The sequence below is a fragment of the Egicoccus halophilus genome, from assembly GCF_004300825.1.
Taxonomy (GTDB): Bacteria; Actinomycetota; Nitriliruptoria; order Nitriliruptorales; family Nitriliruptoraceae; genus Egicoccus; species Egicoccus halophilus.
In genome coordinates this window covers 2191623-2211626 of record NZ_CP036250.1, presented here as the reverse complement: position 1 = coordinate 2211626, position 20004 = coordinate 2191623, and the positions used below count along the sequence as shown (strand labels likewise).

15 protein-coding genes are annotated in these 20004 nt (G+C 70.9%); 5 read left to right on the top strand and 10 right to left on the bottom strand.

Annotated features, from left to right (window positions below; genetic code table 11):
- Window positions 1–36: 36 nt before the first annotated feature.
- Window positions 37–696 carry a hypothetical protein gene (locus ELR47_RS09805; protein WP_130649738.1) on the bottom strand — a complete coding sequence of 220 codons (660 nt, stop codon included), beginning with the start codon at window positions 694–696 and terminating at the stop codon, window positions 37–39.
- Between the two features lie 316 nt (window positions 697–1012).
- Here ELR47_RS09805 and ELR47_RS09800 point away from each other — a divergent pair, with 316 nt between their 5' ends.
- Complete coding sequence (locus tag ELR47_RS09800) at window positions 1013–3877, top strand: PAS domain-containing sensor histidine kinase (protein ID WP_165403983.1); 2865 nt, start codon at window positions 1013–1015, stop codon at window positions 3875–3877.
- Between the two features lie 52 nt (window positions 3878–3929).
- Here ELR47_RS09800 and ELR47_RS09795 read toward each other — a convergent pair whose 3' ends face one another.
- Window positions 3930–4130 (bottom strand): ubiquitin-like protein Pup, encoded by a 201-nt coding sequence (locus tag ELR47_RS09795; protein ID WP_130649736.1) that lies wholly within the window; start codon window positions 4128–4130, stop codon window positions 3930–3932.
- A gap of 318 nt (window positions 4131–4448) precedes the next feature.
- Here ELR47_RS09795 and ELR47_RS09790 point away from each other — a divergent pair, with 318 nt between their 5' ends.
- Window positions 4449–5564: a M14 family zinc carboxypeptidase gene (locus ELR47_RS09790; protein WP_130651309.1), complete on the top strand. Its 1116-nt coding sequence runs from the start codon at window positions 4449–4451 to the stop codon at window positions 5562–5564.
- A gap of 80 nt (window positions 5565–5644) precedes the next feature.
- On the opposite strand, the gene dop is transcribed toward ELR47_RS09790, so the two are convergent.
- The 6 genes from dop to yihA all read right to left on the bottom strand — a co-directional run bounded on the left by dop (window position 5645) and on the right by yihA (window position 14839).
- The gene (dop, locus tag ELR47_RS09785) at window positions 5645–7132 is read right to left on the bottom strand and encodes a depupylase/deamidase Dop (protein ID WP_130649735.1); all 1488 of its coding nucleotides are present in this window, start codon (window positions 7130–7132) and stop codon (window positions 5645–5647) included.
- 101 nt (window positions 7133–7233) lie between these two features.
- Window positions 7234–9057 (bottom strand): proteasome ATPase, encoded by a 1824-nt coding sequence (arc, locus tag ELR47_RS09780; protein ID WP_229730510.1) that lies wholly within the window; start codon window positions 9055–9057, stop codon window positions 7234–7236.
- Window positions 9058–9259: 202 nt separating this feature from the next.
- Window positions 9260–10213, bottom strand: a complete 954-nt coding sequence (locus ELR47_RS09775) for a tRNA (adenine-N1)-methyltransferase (RefSeq protein ID WP_130649734.1) — start codon at window positions 10211–10213, stop codon at window positions 9260–9262.
- The gene (locus tag ELR47_RS09770; RefSeq protein ID WP_130649733.1) at window positions 10210–11457 is read right to left on the bottom strand and encodes a PP-loop family protein; all 1248 of its coding nucleotides are present in this window, start codon (window positions 11455–11457) and stop codon (window positions 10210–10212) included. The genes ELR47_RS09775 and ELR47_RS09770 overlap by 4 nt, the downstream gene beginning before the upstream one ends.
- Before the next feature lie 145 nt (window positions 11458–11602).
- Window positions 11603–14119 carry a glycoside hydrolase family 65 protein gene (locus tag ELR47_RS09765; protein ID WP_130649732.1) on the bottom strand — a complete coding sequence of 839 codons (2517 nt, stop codon included), beginning with the start codon at window positions 14117–14119 and terminating at the stop codon, window positions 11603–11605.
- Between the two features lie 135 nt (window positions 14120–14254).
- Window positions 14255–14839, bottom strand: coding sequence for a ribosome biogenesis GTP-binding protein YihA/YsxC (gene yihA / locus ELR47_RS09760; protein ID WP_130649731.1), 585 nt, complete (start codon window positions 14837–14839; stop codon window positions 14255–14257).
- A gap of 291 nt (window positions 14840–15130) precedes the next feature.
- On the opposite strand from yihA, the gene ELR47_RS09755 reads away from it, so the two are divergent.
- From ELR47_RS09755 to ELR47_RS09745, 3 genes are all read left to right on the top strand, one after another.
- Window positions 15131–16309, top strand: a complete 1179-nt coding sequence (locus tag ELR47_RS09755; protein ID WP_130649730.1) for an S-layer homology domain-containing protein — start codon at window positions 15131–15133, stop codon at window positions 16307–16309.
- A 168-nt stretch (window positions 16310–16477) separates the two neighbouring features.
- Window positions 16478–16717 (top strand): hypothetical protein, encoded by a 240-nt coding sequence (locus ELR47_RS09750; RefSeq protein ID WP_130649729.1) that lies wholly within the window; start codon window positions 16478–16480, stop codon window positions 16715–16717.
- Entirely contained in the window at window positions 16690–17400 is a 711-nt protein-coding gene (locus ELR47_RS09745) for a DUF389 domain-containing protein (RefSeq protein WP_130649728.1), read from the top strand. The genes ELR47_RS09750 and ELR47_RS09745 overlap by 28 nt, the downstream gene beginning before the upstream one ends.
- 50 nt (window positions 17401–17450) lie before the next feature.
- Here ELR47_RS09745 and msrA read toward each other — a convergent pair whose 3' ends face one another.
- A complete protein-coding gene (gene msrA, locus ELR47_RS09740; protein WP_130649727.1) occupies window positions 17451–18092 on the bottom strand; it encodes a peptide-methionine (S)-S-oxide reductase MsrA in 642 nt (213 codons plus the stop codon).
- A gap of 123 nt (window positions 18093–18215) precedes the next feature.
- Window positions 18216–19907 carry a DEAD/DEAH box helicase gene (locus ELR47_RS09735; RefSeq protein ID WP_130649726.1) on the bottom strand — a complete coding sequence of 564 codons (1692 nt, stop codon included), beginning with the start codon at window positions 19905–19907 and terminating at the stop codon, window positions 18216–18218.
- Window positions 19908–20004 lie beyond the last annotated feature (97 nt).

Below are 20004 nucleotides of genomic sequence, written 5' to 3'. Positions count from 1 at the left end.
CGAGCCCTCCGTCGTGACCCGCCACGGCGGGGCGTGTCACGCGCCGGAGCGACGTCGCACGACCTCGTCGGCGAGGTCGTCGAGCAGCACGTCGACCAGCCGGACGAGGGCGTCCTCGACGCTCACCGGGGAGCCGCCCCCGACCGTGACCGTGACGCCCGCGTGACCGACCGCCACGGCGGCGTAGGCGACCTGGCGGGCCCGCACCAGCACCCGGGAACGGGCGCCGGCGAGAGGCCCGGCGGTCGCCGCCGGCCGCGCAGGGAAGTGCCGTGGACCGGTGGCGACCCGGTGGGCGCTGACGACCCCGTCCCGACCGGTGAGGCGATCCACCGGCACCGACCCCGACGGCGGGGTGTCCCCCGCGCCGGTCAGGCCGGGTACCGCCGGCCACGCCGGCGAGGACAGGACGGTGACGCGCACGTCCCAGTACGCGGCGACGGCACGTCGCCGCCCACCGCTCCCCGACGCCCACAGCACCTGTGTCGCGCCGTGCTCCCGCATCCGTCGCGTGACGTCCTCGGCCGCCTCCGGCGGCATCCCGGCCGCGACCATCGCCTCGCGGTAGGCACGCAGGTCGAGCCGGCGGGTGGTGCCCTCGGGGTGCACGAACCACCGCGGCTGGGCGGCCGCGTCGAACGGCCCGCACGGCGCCATCTGCGACAGTCCCGGCATCGCCGGCAACGTCCGTTCCATCGCTGCGCCGCCTCGGCTCTCCCGTGCCTGCGATGGCACGGTGCCTCGTCGACATCGGCAGCCCTGGCCGGGCGCTGAACCCGCCGTGCGCGCAGTGATCGCCGCCGCTTCCGTTCGGCACGACTCGTCTCCAGACCCCGAGTGGTGTCGGGCATGCTGGCCGGCCGCGGCATGGTTGGCTGACCGGCCACTGGCCTGGCCAGATTCTTGGGCTCGGCACCTCCTGGCGATGGGTCCGGGCCGTTGTCCGGGTGTCGAACGGCGACGAGTCTTCACCGGCTGCGCTCCGCGGCGACCGTGGACCGGTCAGGAAGGGATGACGCCGTTGCAGACGGACGTGTTCGAAGGGCAGGGCGGGGACGGCTGGGCACGGCAGGCGGTCGAGGCGGTGTTCGGCGCAGCCGAGACCTGGCCGGAGCATCTGCGGACGTCACTCGACATCTGTCTCGCCTCGCGGTTTCCGATGCTGCTGTGGTGGGGTGACGACTTCGTGACGGTCTACAACGAGGCGTTCGCGCCGATCCTCGGAGACGAGCACCCGCACGCGTTCGGCGCGCCCGGACGCGACAGCTGGCCCGGGACCGAGGACGTCGTCGGTCCGATGCTCGACCAGGCGATGGGCGGCGACGCCACCTGGTCCGAGGACCTACCGCTTCTGCTCGACCGAGCGGGGTACGTCGAGGAGGCCTACTTCACCTTCTCCTTCAGCCCGATCTGCGGCCCGGACGGGGCGGTGGACGGCGTCTTCACCGCCGTCACCGAGACCACCGAGCAGGTGCTGCGCGAACGTCGGTTGCGCACGCTCGGTCGGCTCAGCGAGCGGGCGCGCGACATCACCGCGGCCGAGGGGGGTACCGCCGCCTCCATCGAGGTGCTCGCGGGCTGCCGCGAGGATGTGCCGTTCGCGGCGCTGTACCTGATCGAGGACGACCGGGCGACCCTCGATGCGGTCTCGTCGCTCGACGTCGCCGGCCTCGAGGCGGAGTTCGTCCTCGACGGGGAAGCACCGTGGTCGCTTGGCACGGCCAGACTCCGTGGCGCCGCTGTCGTTGATGTCCCCGACTGGCTGGCCGACGTCATGGACGCCGTCGACGGCACGGTGCCGCAGTACGCCTTCGTGCAGCCGTTGCGTGACCCGGGCAGCACGCTGGTGTCGAGCGTGCTCGTCACCGGTATCAACCCGCGGTTGCCGTGGGACGACGACTACCGCGACTACGTCGGCCTGGTCGCGGACCAACTCGCCCGGGCACTGGCGGACGAACGCGCCGAAGGGCGAGCCCGCGAGCGTGCGGCCGCCCTGGCCGAGCTCAACCGGGCCAAGACCGAGTTCTTCAGCAACGTCAGCCACGAGTTCCGTACGCCGCTCACCATGCTCCTGCAGCCCCTCGAGGACGTGATGTCCGATCCGGCGCTGCCCGCGATCCACCGGGACGCCCTCGAGGTCGTGCGTCGCAACGCCGACCGGCTCACCAAGTTGGTCAACACGCTGCTCGACTTCTCGCGGATCGAGGCCGGCAGGATCGGGGGCAGCTACCGGGCGACCGATCTCGCGCGGGTGACCGAGGATCTCGCGAGCGTGTTCCGTTCGGCGATCGACAGCGCCGACCTCGACTATCAGGTCGACCTCGCGGCACTGCCGTCCCCGGTCTACGTCGACCGTGACGGCTGGGAGAAGATCGTCTTCAACCTGCTCTCCAACGCGCTCAAGTACACCTTCGAGGGCGCGATCACGGTCCGGCTCCGCGACGGCGGCGACGGTGCGGTCCTCGAGGTCGCCGACACCGGCGTCGGCGTCCCAGCCGACCATCTGGGCCGGCTGTTCGAGCGTTTCCATCGCGTCCGCGGCAGCCGGGCGCGCAGTCACGAGGGCACCGGGATCGGGCTCTCGCTCGCCCGCGAGTTGGCCCGCATGCATGGCGGCGACATCGAGGTCGACAGCACCGAGGGTGTCGGCAGCACGTTCCGGGTCAGCCTGCCCTACGGCACTCAACACCTGCCGGCCGACCAGATCGACCGCAACCCACCGCTCGAGGGCACCTCGATCGATCCGTCCGCCTACCTCGACGAGGCCCTGGGCTGGACCGAGCCCGACATCACGATCGCCACCGCGGTGGAGCCACCGGGTGCCGGGGACACGGCCGGGGCGCACGTACTGGTCGTCGACGACAACGCCGACCTGCGACGTTACCTGCGCCGAATCCTGGGTCAGCACTGGCGGGTGACGACGGCCGCGGACGGCACCTCCGGGCTGCAACGCATTCGCGACGAGCGCCCGGACCTGGTGCTCGCCGACGTGATGATGCCCGGCCTCGACGGCTTCGAACTGCTCGCCGCCCTGCGCGGCGACCCGGATCTCGCGGCGACCCCCGTCGTGATCCTGTCGGCACGCGCGAGCGAGGCGTCCACGGTGATCGGCCTCGACGCCGGCGCCGACGACTACCTCGTCAAGCCCTTCACCAACCTCGAACTCGTGGCCCGGATCCGGACCAACCTCGAGATGGCGCGTCACCGCGAACACGCGGCTGCGACCCGCGTCCGGGACGAGATGATGACCGGGCTCTCGCACGACATGCAGACACCACTGGCCTCGATCCTCGGGTTCCTCGGCGTCATCGAGCAGGCGGGCATGCCCGAGTACTCCGAACTCGCCGGCCGGGTCCGGCGCCAGGGACGACGCCTGCGCGGCCTCGTCCGCCAGTTCCTCGACTTCTCACGGCTCGAGAACGATCGCCTGCCCGATGTCCGCCCGATGCCGTTCGACCCGGCCGCCGTCGTGGCCAACGTCGCCGAACTGTGCGATGCCGGCGACCGGGTCGAGTGCCGCGTCGCCCCCGGACTTCCGGGCGCGTGCGGCGACCCGGACCGCGTCGAACAGATCCTGCTCAACCTGTGTAGCAATGCCCTCAAGTTCGCAGATGGTGGACCTATCATCATCGAGGCAGCGGTCGACGGCGACCGGATGGCGTTCACGGTCACCGACGAGGGGCCGGGGGTCCCGGCCGACGAGCAGGAACAGGTGTTCGCCAAGTTCTTCCGCGGACGAGGCAGCGACGGCATCTCGGGAACCGGGCTGGGCCTGTACCTCGGCCGCAGCCTCGCCGAGACCATGGGCGGGACACTCGACGTCCACAGCGAACCCGGCGACGGCGCGACCTTCGTCCTGCGACTGCCACGCGCCTGACGGCGTCACGTCCCGAGCTCTCGATCGATTGGCGCGGAACGCAGGTGTTCCCTTACTGGCCGCCCTTCTGGACGTAGCCGCGGACGAACTCCTCCGCGTTCTCCTCGAGCACGTCGTCGATCTCGTCGAGCAACTCGTCGACGTCGTCGAGCAGGTCCTTCGCCGACTCGTCGGTCTCGGTCGTGGGCTGCTCGACCTCCTCGACCTCGTCCTGCGAGCTGCCGCCCTTGCGGACCTGGCCACCCTCGCTCATGGGTTCCTCCGACCGTGGCGTGCGGATGTGCAGCCTATCGGTCACCGGCGTCGTGGGACCGTCGTGCGCACCACGACGCCGCCGGGCCCACGGGCGATCCGCCGGGCAGGGCGACCGAGCCGCCGCCATCGCGCGCAGGGCGTGACGGTCGCGCGGTCATCCTTGACCCGGCTCGGATCGGCTAGTTCGTTTCGCGGGTCAACCATCGGATCGGCCCGGGAGCGCCGATCCCGACGAGGGAGCAACCGTGTGAGTACCACCACTCTGTCCAGGAGCGGAACCCGCTGGCGTCTGGCCAGCGGCCTCACGGCGCTGGCGATGGCCGGTGCCCTGCTGCCGTCCACGGCCGCGCCGGCCGAGGCGTTCCCCGAGCAGTCCACCTGCCACCGCAGCCTGCCGACCGCCATCTCGGGCCACATCGACCACGCGGAGCTCGGCAAGCGACTGGCGCAGCTCGAGCGGACCAGCAAGGGCATCGTCGACGTCGACGTCGCCGGCTACACCAACCACGGCCGCGAGATCTGGACCGCCCGGGTCGGCACCGGCGACGAGGTGATCCTGGTCAACAGCCAGATCCATGGCAACGAGAAGCACAACGTCCACGCGGTGCTCAACATCCTGCAGACGCTGAGCACCAACGCGAAGCAGGCGCAGGCGATCCGCGACGCGGTCACGCTCGTCTTCGTCCCGATGCTCAACGCCGACGGCGGCGAGGCCAACCAACGCCAGAACGTCATGACCTGGGACGAGGTCGTCGCCGACTTCCCGCAGCTCGCCGCGGCCCAGCGGGCCTGGAACTTCAACGTCCGCAACCAGGGCTTCGACGTCAACCGTGACTTCAACCCGAACCTCGACTACGTCCCCGACCCTGCCGACTTCCCCGGCTCGAGCGCAGGGACGGGCTGGTACATCACCCCGGAGGCCCAGACGTTGCGGGACGTCTACGCCGCCCTCGAGGACGAGTTCGGGGTCGTCGACGTCTTCGTCGACCTGCACAACCAGGGCCCCTGCTACAGCGGGGACACGCTGGACGGCTACTCGCCCATGTCGATCTCGGCCCGCTTCATCGCCGACCCGGCCGAGCACGGTGACTGGCCGCTGTTCGACTACGACGCCTCACGCCAGGCCAACCTCGCCGTCCTCGACGGGATGCAGGCGCGAGGCAACTCGCCCTACGGTGCAGTGACGCGGTACCCGCAGAACATCAACCTGCCGGGCACGGCACTGGGCTCGTTCGCGCTGCGCGGCAGCGCGACGGTGCTGTTCGAGACGAGCGGCAACTCGACCTCCACCGGCCAGAAGCGCATGGGCATGGCCATCAAGCAGATCGAGATCGGCCTGATGGGTCTGATCGACGCGGTCGCCGACGGGTCGTGGCGCACGCTCGACCCGGAGCGCTACGAGACCATCCCGAACCGCACGAGCGCCAACTGAGCGAACCGGTCGTCGGCCGGGGTGCGTGTCCGCGCCCCGGCCGACGTCGGCATCACCCCGACAGCGTCAGCCCGACTACGTCAGCCCGACAGGGCCTCGATCAGCGCGGCGGCGTCCTCGACCCGGTCGAGCAGGTCTCCCACGTGTTCGCGGGTGCCGCGTCCGGGCTCCATCATCGGCACCCGCTGCAGCGCGTCACGACCGACGTCGAAGATCAGCGAGTCCCAGCCGGCCGCGACGACCTGGTCGGGGAAGCGGCGCAGGCACTCGCCCCGGAACCACGCCCGGGTGTCGGTCGGCGGCGTCGCCATCGCGGCCTGGATCTCGGCCTCGGACACCAGCCGCTCGACCCGTCCACGGGCGGCGAGACGCTGGTACAGGCCCTTGTCCCGGCGTACGTCGTGGTACTGCAGGTCGACCATCTTGAGCCGGTCGTGGTCCCAGTCGAGCCCGTGCCGCTCGCGGTACTGCTCGAGCAACTCGAGCTTGGTGGCCCAGTCCACCCGGCCGGCGAGGCGCCGCGGATCGGCCTCGGCGGTGGTCAGCACCGCCTCCCAGCGCTCGAGGACGTCGATGGCGTGCCCGTCGGCACGACCCTGCTCCTTGACGTAGCGGACGGCGGCCTCGTAGTAGTGCCACTGCAGCTCGAGCGGGGTCACCCGGCGACCGTCCTCGGTGGACAGCGTCACCCGCGCGGTGAGGTCGTGGCTGATCGCATGGAACGCCTGCACCGGACGGTGGATCGCCGGCGGCTCGGGCAGCGCCTCGTCCTCGATCAGGTCGAGCACGAGCAACATGGTGCCGACCTTGAGGTAGGTGGCCACCTCGCACAGGTTCGCGTCGCCGTTGATCACGTGCAGCCGGCGGTAGCGCTCGGGGTCGGCATGCGGCTCGTCGCGGGTGTTCATCAGCGGCCGCTTGAGCGTGGTCTCGAGGCCGACCTCGACCTCGAAGAAGTCCGCGCGCTGCGACAGCTGGAACGGCACGTCGAGACCGGAGAACTCGGACCCGAGCCGGCCGGCACCGACGTAGAGCAGCCGACTGAGGAAGAACGGTTGCAACTGGCGGGTCAGGCGCCCGAACGGCACCTCGCGCGGCACGAGGTAGTTCTCGTGGGTGCCGTAGGCGGCCCCCTTGCCGTCGGTGTTGTTCTTGTGGACCAGCACCCGGTGGCCCGGAGGCAGGGTGGTCGCCGCCAGCCGGGCCGCGTCCTCCAGGATCCGCTCCCCCGCCTTGTCCCACACGACCAGGTCGCGGGCGTTGGCACACTCCGGGGTCGCGTACTCCGGGTGGGCGTGGTCGACGTAGAACCGGGCACCGTTGGTGAGCACCGTGTTGGCCAGGCCGAGCTCGTCGTCGGTGACCGGCTCGTGCGCGTCGGGGGTCTCGTAGCCACGAGCGTCGCGCATCGGGTGTTCGTCGGTGTGGTCCCACCGCACGTCGCGGTCCCCGGCACCGCGGTAGGCGCCGACGACCAACGACGACGCCAGCACCGGGTTGACCTCGCGCGGACCGTCGACCGCGATGCCGTACTCGGTCTCGACGCCGACGTACTTGTTGGTTGCCACCCACCGACCCCCTGGTCGTCGTGTTCGCCCGACGCGTCGCCGACCGGCCGCCGGTCCGGGCGCCGAGCGGTCGCCGACGACCGGACGTCCCGCGGCGGCCGCTACAGGTACTGCCCGGGGTTGAGGTTCTCGATCGCGCGACCCGGTCCAGCGGTCTCGCCGCTGATCAGGGTGCGCACGTAGACGATCCGCTCGCCCTTCTTGCCCGAGATCCGGGCCCAGTCGTCCGGGTTGGTCGTGTTGGGCAGGTCCTCGTTCTCGCGGAACTCGTCGCGGATCGCGCGCAACAGGTCGTCGGTGGACAGACCCTTCGGTCCGTCCTCCAGCACCCGTTTGATCGCGTACTTCTTGGCGCGCGCCACCACGTTCTCGATCATCGCCCCGGAGTTGAAGTCCTTGAAGTACAGGACCTCCTTCTCGCCGTTGGCGTAGGTGACCTCGAGGAACTCGTTGTCACCGTCGGCGGCGTACATCTTGTCCACCGTGCGGTCGATCATCGCGCTGACGGCGGGCCCGGAGCCGCCGTGGCTGGCGACCTCGTCGGGGTGCAGCGGCAGACGCTCGTGGAGGTAGATCGAGAAGATCTCCCGGGCGGCCTCGGCGTCGGGACGGTCGACCTTGATCTTCACGTCGAGCCGGCCGGGCCGCAGGATCGCCGGGTCGATCATGTCCTCGCGGTTGGAGGCGCCGATCACCACGACGTCCTTGAGGCTCTCCACGCCGTCGATCTCGGCCAGCAGCTGCGGGACGATGGTGGTCTCGACGTCGGAGGACACGCCCGAGCCGCGGGTGCGGAACAGCGACTCCATCTCGTCGAAGAACACGATGACCGGGAAGCCCTCGGCGGACTTCTCCCGGGCCCGCTGGAAGATCAGGCGGATCTGCCGCTCGGTCTCCCCGACGTACTTGTTGAGCAGCTCCGGACCCTTGACGTTGAGGAAGTAGCTGCGCACGTCCTGCCGGCCGGTCTTGTCCCGCACCCGCTGCGCCAACGAGTTCGCCACCGCCTTGGCGATCATCGTCTTGCCGCAGCCGGGCGGGCCGTACAGCAGGATGCCCTTGGGTGCCCGCAGCTCGTGCTCGACGAACAGCTCGGCGTGCAGGTAGGGCAGCTCGACCGCGTCGCGGATGGCCTCGACCTGGTCCTGGAGACCACCGATCTGCTCGTAGGAGATGTCGGGGACCTGTTCGAGCACCAGCTGCTCGACCTCGGCCTTGGGCACCCGCTCGACCGCGGTGTTCGAGCGGGGATCGACCAACAACGAGTCGCCGGCCTTCAGCGGCAGCTCGCGCAGCGGCTCCGCGAGGTGGATGACCCGCTCGTCGTCGGTGTGGCCGAGCACCACCGCACGTCCGTCACCGAGGAGTTCGGCGACGATCATCAGCTCACCACGGGTCTCGAAGTCACCGACGGCGACGACGTTCATCGACTCGTTGAGACGGACCTCCTGGCCGGCGCGCAACTCGTCGACGTCAACCTCGGGCCCCACCGCCACCTCGAGCTTGCGACCCGAGACCATCACCGTGACCGTCTCCGACGCGGCGTCGGAAGCGAGGAAGGTCGCGTAGGCCTGCGGTGGCGCGGCGAGCCGTTCGACCTCCTCGCGCATCTGCGCCAGCTGGTCGCGCGCGGCGCGGAGCGTCTCGGTCAGCTTGTCGTTCTGGGTCAGCGCCGACTGCAAGCGTCCCTTGGTCTCGAGCAGACGCTCCTCGAGGACGCGAATCCGGGTCGGTGCCGACTCCAGCCGACGCCGTAGCAGGTCGACCTCCTCGCGCAGGAACTTCAGTTCCGCGGCGAGCTCGTCCGGGTCCTGCTCGCCGGCGCGCGCGACCTGCGCGTCCGGGTCACCGCCCAGGGAGTCCGGCACCCGTCGGCCGCCGATCGGACGCGGGTCGTGCGAGGAACGGTCCGGGCGCTGGTTCACGTGGCCTCCTACCGCAGGGAGCGTTCCCGTGGACGAGGTCCCGGGATAGGAGCCGAGGCTCTGCACCCGACGGCCTCTGAGCCGGCGAGTGTAGGGCACACCACCCGGTCTCCGGCCCGAGGCGGCACCGATCAGCGTCGCCGGGTGCGCGGCGGCCGGCCGCCGCACGATTCGCCCCGGTGATCCGGTCGGACCCGTCCGGTCAGTCGACCGGGTCCCCGACCGGGTCGTCGCCCGCGTCGCCCGCGGCCGGCGCCGTGGCGTCCCCCCACACGACGCCGGGCCCGACGTCGGCCTTGCGCCGGGGCGGCGGCGGACCGCCCTCGTCGCGGGCGGGTACCCGACGGGCCGTGGTCAGAAACGCCGTGTGGGCCACCATCCGGTGCGCCGGCCGGACCGCGAGCCCGTCGACGTCCCAGGGGCGCACCAGGGTCTCGGTCGTGCGCACGTCGGTGAAGCGGCCGTCGTCCCACAGCGCCTCGGAGAACCGCATCACCTGCGGCACCGTCGGCATGTAGGCCAGCACGATCGCGCCCGCGGGCAGCGCCTGCGCGGCACCCGGCACCAGCAGCCAGGGCTCGAGCAGGTCGAGCACGAGCCGGTGCGGGCGCTCCTCCAACTGCCCGAGGCCGTCGACCAGGTCCCCGTCGACCAGCTGCCAGTTGTCCGGTTCGCCGCCCAGGAAGCGGGCGACGTTGCGCCGGGCGTGGGCGGCGTGGTCGTCGCGACGCTCGAACGAGACGACTCGACCGGTGGGTCCGACGGCGGCGAGCAGGGCCAACGTGAGGGCGCCGGAGCCGGCGCCGGCCTCGACGACCGTGCATCCGGGCCGCACGTCGGCAGCGGCGACGATCGCCGCCTGGTCCTTGGGGTAGACGACCTGCGCCCCACGCTTCATCTTGAGCACGTAGTCCTCGCGCGTCGGCCGCAGGACCACGATCTCCATGTTGCGGTTGGTCCGGACCGCCGTGCCCTCCAGGCAGCCGATCAGGGCGTCGTGCGTGAGCAGGCCGGCGTGGCTGTGCCACTCCCCGCCCTCGGTCAACTCGACCAGGTAGCGCCGGCGGCGCCGGTCGATGAGCACGACGAGCTCGCCGGCGGCGAGCGGGGCGTCGGTGCCCGGGAGCAGGGGCGCGGCGGCGGTGGGTGAACTCATCGGTGGGAGGATCCGGTCGGGAGGTCGTCACACGCAGCGTCGGCGTTGGACGAGACGGCGGAGGACGAGACGGCGGAGGACGAGACGGCGGGGGCGGTCGCGAGCACGGGCAGCGTGGACAGGATGCGCTCGCGCTGGCGGCAGAAGGCGCAGGTCTCGCCGACGGTGGGCATCCCGCACTGCCCACAGGCACCCAGGACCGGGTCGTCGCCGGTGCGTGACTCCTCGGCGAAGGCATCGGCGCGGTCGAGGAAGCCGAACAGGAACTGGGCCTTGGCGCCCGGCGCGGAGCGCTCGACGGCGTTGAGCATCTCCTTGTGCTCGTGGCCGGTGTTGCCGTCCACGAGCGGGCACTCCTCGACGACGTAGTCGATGCCCCGGATCACGCAGTAGGCCGCCATCTCGCGTTCGGAGAGCCGGTACAGCGGCTTGACCTTGCGGACCTGGTTCGCACCGGTTGCCGGCAGCACCGGACGTTGTCGGGCGAGGAAGTCGTCGTGCCACCGCAACAGATTGCCCAGCAGGGTGGCCGCCTCGTCGTCGAGGTTGTGTCCGGTCGCCACCACGTCGTAGCCGTGATCCACGGCGACCTTGTTGAACACGTAGCGCTTGGACAGCCCGCACACCCCACAGGCCGAGCGGGTGGTGGCCCTGGCGCCGGACGGCGTCGAGTAGCCGTAGGTCTCGGCGAGATCGACGACGTGCAGCCGGGCGCCACGGGCCGCGGCGAACTCCTCGCAGATCTGCTGGCTGCGGCGCGAGTAGCCGCCGATGCCCAGGCCGATGTAGAGCCCGTCGACGCGGTAGCCGAGCGTCAGCAGCACGTCCCACAGGGCCAGGGAGTCCTTGCCGCCCGAGACGGCCACCAACAGGTGGTCGTCGTAGGAGCACATCCGCTCGCGCGGGCGCCCGGCCAGCGGGTGGTCGATCGCCTTGCGGACCTGGTTGTGGACGTGGTCGACGAAGTGCGTCGGGCACCACGCCGCACGGTGGCGGGGTTCCTCGATCACGGCCGGCGCCCGACACACCACGCAGCGCGGCGCACCGGCACCGCCGGAGATGACGGGACGGATCTCCACCTCGGTGCCCTCGTCGAGTTCCGCGTCGGCGGTCACGAGTTCCCCGCCCGCGATCACCAGCACGGTCGTGGGGTTCACGTCGAGATGGTCGAGCAGCTCACCGACCGTCATGGGGCCGTCGACCTGTTCGACGCGGTCGGGATTGCGCAGACGCACGCGCACCACGGGTGGGACCTCCTGGGAGACGAGTGACGCACGGCACGCGGACCGGACGTCGGGCCGCCGGGGCTGGCGCGGCGGCCGACCAGCGTAGCGAGCGGTCGGGGCGCACCCGCCGGGGGTCGGCGACGCCGACACGCCGCCGGAGCGCTCAGCGCGACGTGTCGCCGCGTCGGGCGTCGTGGACCTCGTCGGGCAGCGGGCTGCCGCGGTGGCCGGTGACCACGTCGCTGTCACGCGCGGTCGTCACCTGGACCACCGGACCATCGGGCTCCTGACCGAGTCCGGGGGCGTTGGCGTCCTCGGCCTCGGCGTCACCCGGCGAGTCGAGGTGCAGGGGCTCGCCCGGCTGCAGCACGTACTCGACGCCGCGTACCTCGATCGGCAGTGCCTCCCCCTCGGTGACGGTGAACTGCATCGCCTCGTGGCTCAGCTCCACCTCGAGCCGTCGGTCGTGGAACCGCAGCGGGAACGACAGGCGGCTCCACGGGGCCGGCAGGCGGGGGTCGAAGCGCAGTCGTCCGTCGTGGTCACGCAGGCCACCGAAGCCGTACACCAGCGCCATCCACACCCCGCCGGTCGAGGCGATGTGCACACCGTCGACGACGTTGCCGGCCACGTCGGCCAGGTCCATCAGCAGCGCGTACTGGAAGTACTCGAGCGCCTTCTCCTCGTAGCCGATCTCGGCGGCCAGGATCGACTGCACGCAGGCGGACAGCGACGAGTCCCCCGTCGTGAGCGGGTCGTAGTAGTCGAAGTTGCGCCGCTTCTGCTCCTGCGAGAACTGGTCGGCGAGCAGGACCATCGCCAGCACCACGTCCGCCTGCTTGATCACCTGGTGGCGGTAGATCACCAGCGGGTGATAGTTGAGCAGCAGCGGATAGTGCTCGATGGGCGTGCCGGCGAAGTCCCACCGCTCCTTCTCGAGGAAGTTGGCGTCCTGCGGATGGATGCCCCGGTCCTCGTCGTAGGGGATGAACATCGTGTCGGCCGCCCGCTGCCAGGACGCCACCTCCTCGTCCCGCAGACCGGTCTCGTGGACCAGGTGGCGGTAGGCGGCGGGTTCCTCCTCCCGCATCCACGACGCCACCTCCGCGGCATAGCGCAGGTTCTGCCGCGCCATCAGGTTGGTGAAGGCGTTGTCGTTGACGACGGTGGTGTACTCGTCGGGGCCGGTCACCCCGTGCAGGTGGAAGGCGTCGTCCTCGGGACTGTAGAAGCCCAGGCCGATCCACAACCTCGCGGTCTCCACCAGGATCTCCGCGCCGACCTCGCAGAGCAGTTCCTTGTCGTCGCGGACGTCGACGTACTTCTTGATCGCGTACGCGATGTCCGCGTCGATGTGGTACTGCGCCGTGCCGGCCTGGTAGTAGGCGGAGGCCTCCTCACCGTTGATCGTCCGCCACGGGAACAACGCGCCCGGCTCGGACAGCTCGGTGGCCCGTTCGCGGGCGAGCGGCAGCATCGTGTGCCGGAACCGCAGCAGGTTGCGGGTCACACGCGGCTCGGTGTAGGTCAGAAACGGCGCGACGTAGATCTCGGTGTCCCAGAAATAGTGCCCCTCGTAGGCCTGTCCGGTGAGGCCCTTGGCGGGGATCCCGGCCGTCTCGGCCCGCGCCGAGGCCTGGGCGAGTTGGTAGATGTTCCACCGGATGGCCTGCTGCACCCGCCGCGGCCCGTCGACCTGCACGTCGGCACGGTGCCAGAGGTCGTCGAGGTAGCGCCGCTGTGAGGCCGCCAGTTCGTCGTAGCCCTCCTGCACGGCACGGTCCAACGTCCGGCGGGAGCGGTCGACGAGCTCACGCGGTGGCACCGAGCGCGAGGTGTGGTAGGTGAAGTACTTCGTGATCCGGAACGGCACACCGGCCTTGGCGTGGATGGTGAACACGACCTTGGACAGGTCTTCGGACCAGGTGGCCGCAGCGTCCCAGGAGTTGTCGGTCTCGACGACGTGGTCGACACCGACCCCGAGGGTCATGCGTGAACTACTGGTGCGGTAGCCGGTGACCAGGCGCAACTCCTCGGCGTGGTGGTCGACCGCGTTGAGCACCCGATTGCGGAACGCCTTGGCCCGGCGCGGATCGGCGCCGTTGGCGCGTGGCTCGTCGACCGCACGCGCGTCCTGGCGGTTGAGCAGTTGCGAGGACAGCACCACCGGGGCGTCGGTGTCGAGTTCCACCTCGTAGCTGATGGCACCGAGATGACGTTGGTCGAAGGACACCAGACGCGTGGAGTCGACCTTGACGTGCTTGCCCGAGGGCGTGGCCCAGCGCAGTCGCCGACGCAGCACGCCGTCGCGGAAGTCGAGCTCGCGGTGGTACTCGGGCATGCGAGCCGTGGGCAGGAACAGCGGCTCGTCGTCGACGTAGAGCTTGAGCAGGGTGGCGTCGGGTGCGTTGATGATGGTCTGTCCCGTGCGGGCGAACCCGTAGGCCTCCTCGGCGTGCTCGATACCCCAGGTCTCGTGGAACCCGTTGAGGAACGTGCCGGTCTCGATGCCCGGACGACCTTCCTCGAAGGTGCCACGCACACCGATGAAGCCGTTCGACAAGGCGAAGATCGTCTCCGCGTTGCCCATCCAACGATTCGAGAAACCGATCTCGGCAAGCCGCCACTCGTCCGCCGGGAAGAGATGCTCCGGCGGCAGGCGCAGTTCGCGGGGGATCAAGGACGCGGGCTCCGTACAGCGGGGACGACACGGGACATGGGGCGCGACGCTAGTCCCCCGGCGACACCCGTGGTGACCGCGCTCCGCGTCGGGCGGCCGCGTCCGCGCGGGACGGGCCGCTCGGCTCGCGAGCGATCAGACGCCGGCCAGGGCGTCGCGGACCAGACCGCGCAGGCGGTCGATGCCCACGCCCTTGTCCGCGCTCACCCACACGACCTCGCGTTGGTCGAGTCCGCAACCCGATGCCAGGTCGCGCTTGCGACGATCACGCCTCGAGGCCTTCACCTTGTCGTGCTTGGTGGCCACGACCTGGAACGGGACCTCCGCGTGGCGCAACCAGCCCAGCATGTCGCGATCCAGTGCGGTCGGGCCGACCTCGCCGTCGACGAGCAGCAGCGTGAGCACCAGTGGCTCGCGTTCGAGCAGGTAGTGCTCCATGCGCTGTTGCCACGCCCGCCGCTCGGTGGCGGCGACCTTGGCATAGCCGAAGCCCGGTAGGTCGACCAAGGTGCCGCCGTCGGTCTCGAACAGGTTGAGCAGGCGGGTCTTGCCCGGCTTGCCGGAGGTCTTGGCCAGATCGCGGCGTCTGGCCAACGCGTTGAGCAGCGACGACTTGCCCACGTTGGAACGCCCGATCACCGCCACCTCGGCCCGACTCGGCGGCAGCCCGGCGAGGTCGGGAGCGGACAGCACGAAACGCATCGGCAGGGGCTCACTCATGGCCGCAGTGTTGCAGTCCGGGGCCTACGCACGCGACCACCGTGCCGAACCACGCCCTCGATGGTCGCCGGTTAGCACACCCGGCAGGCACACCGGACGCAACACCCGCACACCGCTTCCTCGATGTGCGCATACCGTCCGGTACACCGAGAACCCTGAAGTTCCCGAGGGTGTCCGCCGATGACTCCCCCAGACGGGGCAGACAACCTCGTCACCGCCGCGGCCTCCCTCCCGCGCGGCGGCCGACTCTCTGCCGGCTCTCCCGCTGGTAGACCGAACGGGGGAAACCCGTTGCAGATCCACAAGACCGCACTGCGCCGTCGGGCCGCCGCCGGCTCCGTCGCCGCGGCCATGCTGTTCGCGACCGTCCCGACCGCCGCCCTGGCTGCGCCGGCCGACACCGACGCGGACTGCCCGCCTGCCGAGCAGCCCGCCGCGGACGAGACCGCCGAGGACGAGACCCCCGAGGACGAGACCCCCGAGGACGAGACCCCCGAGGACGAGACCCCCGAGGACGAGACCCCCGAGGACGACCCGAACGCCGCCGACCCGAACGCGGCCGACCCGGACGCGGGAACCGGCTCCGGCGGGGACGACTCCGGTATTCCCGGCGGCGACTCGCAGAACCCGTTCGCGGCCCTGGACCACCACATCCTCGACGACGAGGGTTCGAACCTCGAGTGCACGACGACCACCGTCGACGACGAAGAGGCTGACGGCACCCCCGAGACCGACGAGAACGAGGGCAACGACACCCCCGAGACCGACGAGAACGAGGGCAACGACACCCCCGAGACCGACGAGAACGAGGGCAACGACACCCCCGAGACCGACGAGAACGAGGGCAACGACACCCCCGAGGGTGGCAACACCGACGAGGGTGGAAACGGGACCATCGGGACCCCGAACCGGCCGGTCGCCAAGCCCGTCCCGGCGTTGACCGACGTCCCGTCGAACAACGCGCACCAGACGTCCATCGAGAAGCTGTACCGCTACGGCATCACGATCGGCACGGGTGACACCACCTACAACCCCGGCGGCGAGATGACCCGTCAGCAGATGGCCACCTTCCTGGTGCGCCTGCTGCAGCACGCCGACGCGAGCGTCCCGACCCCGGCGAACCACGCCGAGTCGATGGCGATCCTGAAGGACCGCAACATCTTCGTCGGCGACCTTCACGGCAACCTCCACGGGGCGGCCAAGCTGAACCGTGCCCAGGGTGCGGCCCTGCTCGTGCGCACCATCGAGCACGTCAACGGGACCGAACTGCCGGTCGGCGAGGCCCGCTTCACCGACGTCGGTGGCACGCACGCCGTGAACATCAACAAGCTGGCCAAGGCCGGCATCGTGTCGGGCTACGCGAACGACACCTTCCGTCCCGCCAACCCGCTGCGTCGCGACCAGATGGCGACGCTCGTCAGCAAGTCGATCGACCGTCTGATCCACGACGGCAAGATCAGCGCGCTCTGATCCACCGCGCGAACGCAGGGCCCCGGCACATGCCGGGGCCCTGCCCTCTTGCCTGCCCTTGGGTGCGGCCGCGGGCGTACCGGTCACCGACCGTGGGCCAGCACGCACCGACCACCTCCCGCGGACGGTGCAGTCGAATCCGCAGGGACGCACGCGACGGAGGCGGGTATGCGCACGGTGGAGCTGACGGTGCCACAGACACGCACCGACGACCTGTTGGACGAACTCGATGCCCTCGAGCCGGCCGGACTGCGCCTCCAGCGTGACGGCTCCCTGCTCCCGCCCGGCGACGTGGTGACCCTGCAGATCACCAACGAGCAGCTCGGTGCGGTGATGCAGATCGCCGACCGTTACGCCTGGGTGAGCAGGGTGGGCTTTCGATGGCGACCTCGGTCCCGCTCAGCGTGATCACCCCCGACTTCTCGCGCTTCACGCGCGAAGCGGGCGCCACGACCTGGGAGGAGCTCGAGCTGTCCATCGGCGAGGACAGCACCATGACCCGTGACCGCACGCTCGTGATGTTCCTGGCCGGGGTGATCGCGGCCGCCGGGATCGCGAGCGACACCCTGCACGCCGTGATCGGCGCGATGGTCATCGCCCCGGGCTTCCAACCCTTCGCCCGCACGGTGCTCGGCCTGGTGGCCCACTCGCAGGCCTGGCGTGGCGGGTTGCGCGACAGCGCCCGTGCCTACGGGGCGCTGCTGGGCGGTGCCACCGTTGCCGCGGTACTCGGCACCTGGTTGGGGGTCGACGCGCTCGACGCCGGTCACGACCGCTACCTCGCCTCGGGTGAGCTGGTGAGGTTCTGGTCGAGCTTCTCCTGGACCGGTCTGGTGACCAGCTCCGCCGCCGCACTGTGCGGCGGCGTGCTCGTCATGCTCAATCGGACCGTGTTGACCGCCGGGGTGATGGTCGCCCTGGCGCTGGTGCCGACGGCGGCCCTGGTCCCCATGGCGCTGCTCGCCGGGCAGTACGCCATGGCCGGCGGCGCCGGGCTGCGGTTCCTGGCCGAGATCGCCCTCGTGCTGGTCGGCACCGCGGTCGCGTTCGTGTTCAAGCGCGGCACCGACCGGCGACGCGAGGTGAGCTGAGCGGGGGCCGGACGGCCACGGCGGGGTCGACGGCCGTCCGGCCCACCCGGTCAGTCGGTGTAGCCGACCTGGCAGAACCCGTGGTTGCAGTAGCCGCCGGGGTTCTTCGCCAGGTACTGCTGGTGCTCCGGTTCCGCGTAGAACCACGTGCCCAGCGGCGCGATCTCCGTGGTGATCTCGCCGTAGCCGTTCTCCGCCAGCTTGGCTTGGTAGCGGACGCGGGACGCCTCGGCGACCTGCGCCTGCTCCTCGGAGGTGGTGTAGATCGCCGAGCGGTACTGCGTGCCGACGTCGTTGCCCTGGCGCATCCCCTGGGTCGGGTCGTGGTTCTCCCAGAACGGTCCGAGCAGGCCGTCGAGGTCGATCACCGCCGGGTCGAAGACGACCACCACCACCTCGGCGTGGCCGGTCCGTCCGGTGCAGACCTCGCGGTAGGTCGGGTGGGGCGTGAACCCGCCCGCGTAGGCCACCGCCGTCGTGTGGACGCCCGGGAGCGGCCAGAAGATGCGCTCCGCTCCCCAATAGCACCCCATGCCGAACACGACCACCTCGTGACCGGCCGGCCACGGTTCTGTCAGGCTCCGTCCGTGCACGTGGTGGGCGTCGGGGATGGAGAACGGGTACGCCTCGCGCCCGGGGTGAGCGTCCTCGGCACGTACCAGCTCGCTCTTGCTGCGGTCACCGAACCACATTCCACACGTCCTTCGTCGTACCGGCCTCGATCGACACGAGGGGGGACCCGCAGCAACGCCCGGGCCGCTCCGGCTCTTCCCGCCACGGCCCGGACGTAAGCTGACGTCGCTGACGCGAACTGCTCAGTTGCCGGGGTCGCGGTTGTCGCGGCGGACGGTGGCACGCCGGCCCTTGATGGTGGTCTCGCGCAGCGCGCCGATCACCTGGTCGACCTGTCCCGAGGGCACCTCGACCAGCGAGAAGTTCTGGGTGATCTGGATCGCGCCGATGTCGCGGCCGGCGACACCGGCCTCGTTGGCGATCGCCCCGACGAGGTCCTTGGGCCGGATGCCGGCGTTGCGCCCGAGTCCGATGAACACCCGACCGACGTCACCCCCACCCTTGCCGCGAGGCGGGCGCCGTCCCCCGCTGCGCCCGGCCTGCCCCTGCCGGTCGCGGCCGTCGGAGGTGAGGGCGAGCTCGGGAAGCTCCTGCTCCTCGTCGGGGTCGCCGCCGAGGGTGTCGTGGGCGAGCTTCACGGCGGCCAGCGCGATCTCGACCACGTCGAACTCGTCGGCCAGCGCGTCGACGACCGCGTGGTATCGGTCCAGCTCGTCACCGAGCAGCTCCTCGCGCAGCGCGGCGCGGGTGAGCTCCATCCGCCGGGCACGCAGGTCCGCCACCGTGGGGATCCGCGCGACGTCCATCTTCTGCCCGGTGTGACGCTCGATCGCCTTCAGCAGCCGGTGCTGACGGGGCTCGACCAGCGTGATCGCCACCCCTTCGCGGCCGGCACGGCCCACCCGTCCGATGCGGTGGGTGTAGTTCTCCGGCGCCGAGGGCACGTCGTAGTTGACCACGTGGGTCAGGTGCTCGATGTCGAGGCCTCGCGCCGCGACGTCGGTGGCCACCAGCAGGTCGGCCGTCTCGTTGCGCAGCCGGTCCATGACCCGGTCGCGCTGTTCCTGGCTCATGCCACCGTGCAGGGCCTCGGCCCGGTAGCCCCGACCGTTCATGGTCTCGGTCAGCTCATCGACCTCGTTGCGGGTACCACAGAACACGATCGTCGCCCCGGGCGCCTCGACGTCGAGGATGCGACCGAGCGCCGCCGGCTTGTTGCCACGGGAGACCACGTAGGCGGTCTGGTCGATGCGTGGCCCCTCGGCGCTGCCGGCCACCGCCTGTGCGCGCCCGATCGTGATGCGGACCGGGTCCCGCAGATGCTTGCGGGCGAGTTGGTCGATGTGCCGCGGCATGGTGGCCGAGAACAGCACCGTCTGCCGCTCGACCGGCGCCTCGTCGAGGATGGACTCGAGGTCCTCCTGGAACCCCATGTCGAGCATCTCGTCGGCCTCGTCGAGGACCACGATGCCGACGGCGTCGAGGTCGAGCGTCCCGCGGCTGAGGTGGTCCAGGGCCCGGCCCGGCGTGGCCACGACGACGTCGACGCCCCGGCCGAGCTCCTTGAGCTGACGACCGATGGGCTGTCCGCCGTAGATCGGCAGCACCCGGGCCCCCAGACCGCGCCCGTAGCGGTGCACGGCCTGGGACACCTGCATGGCCAGCTCACGCGTGGGCACCAGCACCAGCGCCGAGGGCGAGCGGCCCCGCTCCCCCGCCGGCAGCCGCTCGAGCAACGGCAGCGCGAACGCGGCCGTCTTGCCGGTCCCCGTGGCGGCCTGCCCGAGCAGGTCGGCACCCGCGACCAGGTGCGGGATCGCCTCGCTCTGGATCGGTGTCGGCTCCTCGTAACCGAGGCTGGCCAACTCCTGCAGCAACTCGGGGCGCAGGGGCAGGTCGTCGAACGTCGGCGTCACGGGCGCGTCGGCGGACATGGCGTTCGTCCTCTCGAAGGTCGTTGCGGTCGCACACCGCGGGCGCGGTGGCGAACGCCGCAGGGTCCCGGCCGCAGCCGGGACCCCGAGGATGGTG

What these genes read in the sequence shown, in the direction of transcription:
- ELR47_RS09805 (WP_130649738.1), bottom strand. Translation starts at nt 696, where the DNA reads ATGGAACGGACGTTGCCGGCGATGCCGGGACTGTCGCAGATGGCGCCG.
- ELR47_RS09800 (WP_165403983.1), top strand. Translation starts at nt 1,013, where the DNA reads ATGACGCCGTTGCAGACGGACGTGTTCGAAGGGCAGGGCGGGGACGGC.
- ELR47_RS09795 (WP_130649736.1), bottom strand. Translation starts at nt 4,130, where the DNA reads ATGAGCGAGGGTGGCCAGGTCCGCAAGGGCGGCAGCTCGCAGGACGAG.
- ELR47_RS09790 (WP_130651309.1), top strand. Translation starts at nt 4,449, where the DNA reads ATGGCCGGTGCCCTGCTGCCGTCCACGGCCGCGCCGGCCGAGGCGTTC.
- ELR47_RS09775 (WP_130649734.1), bottom strand. Translation starts at nt 10,213, where the DNA reads ATGAGTTCACCCACCGCCGCCGCGCCCCTGCTCCCGGGCACCGACGCC.
- yihA (WP_130649731.1), bottom strand. Translation starts at nt 14,839, where the DNA reads ATGAGTGAGCCCCTGCCGATGCGTTTCGTGCTGTCCGCTCCCGACCTC.
- ELR47_RS09750 (WP_130649729.1), top strand. Translation starts at nt 16,478, where the DNA reads ATGCGCACGGTGGAGCTGACGGTGCCACAGACACGCACCGACGACCTG.
- ELR47_RS09745 (WP_130649728.1), top strand. Translation starts at nt 16,690, where the DNA reads ATGGCGACCTCGGTCCCGCTCAGCGTGATCACCCCCGACTTCTCGCGC.
- msrA (WP_130649727.1), bottom strand. Translation starts at nt 18,092, where the DNA reads ATGTGGTTCGGTGACCGCAGCAAGAGCGAGCTGGTACGTGCCGAGGAC.
- ELR47_RS09735 (WP_130649726.1), bottom strand. Translation starts at nt 19,907, where the DNA reads ATGTCCGCCGACGCGCCCGTGACGCCGACGTTCGACGACCTGCCCCTG.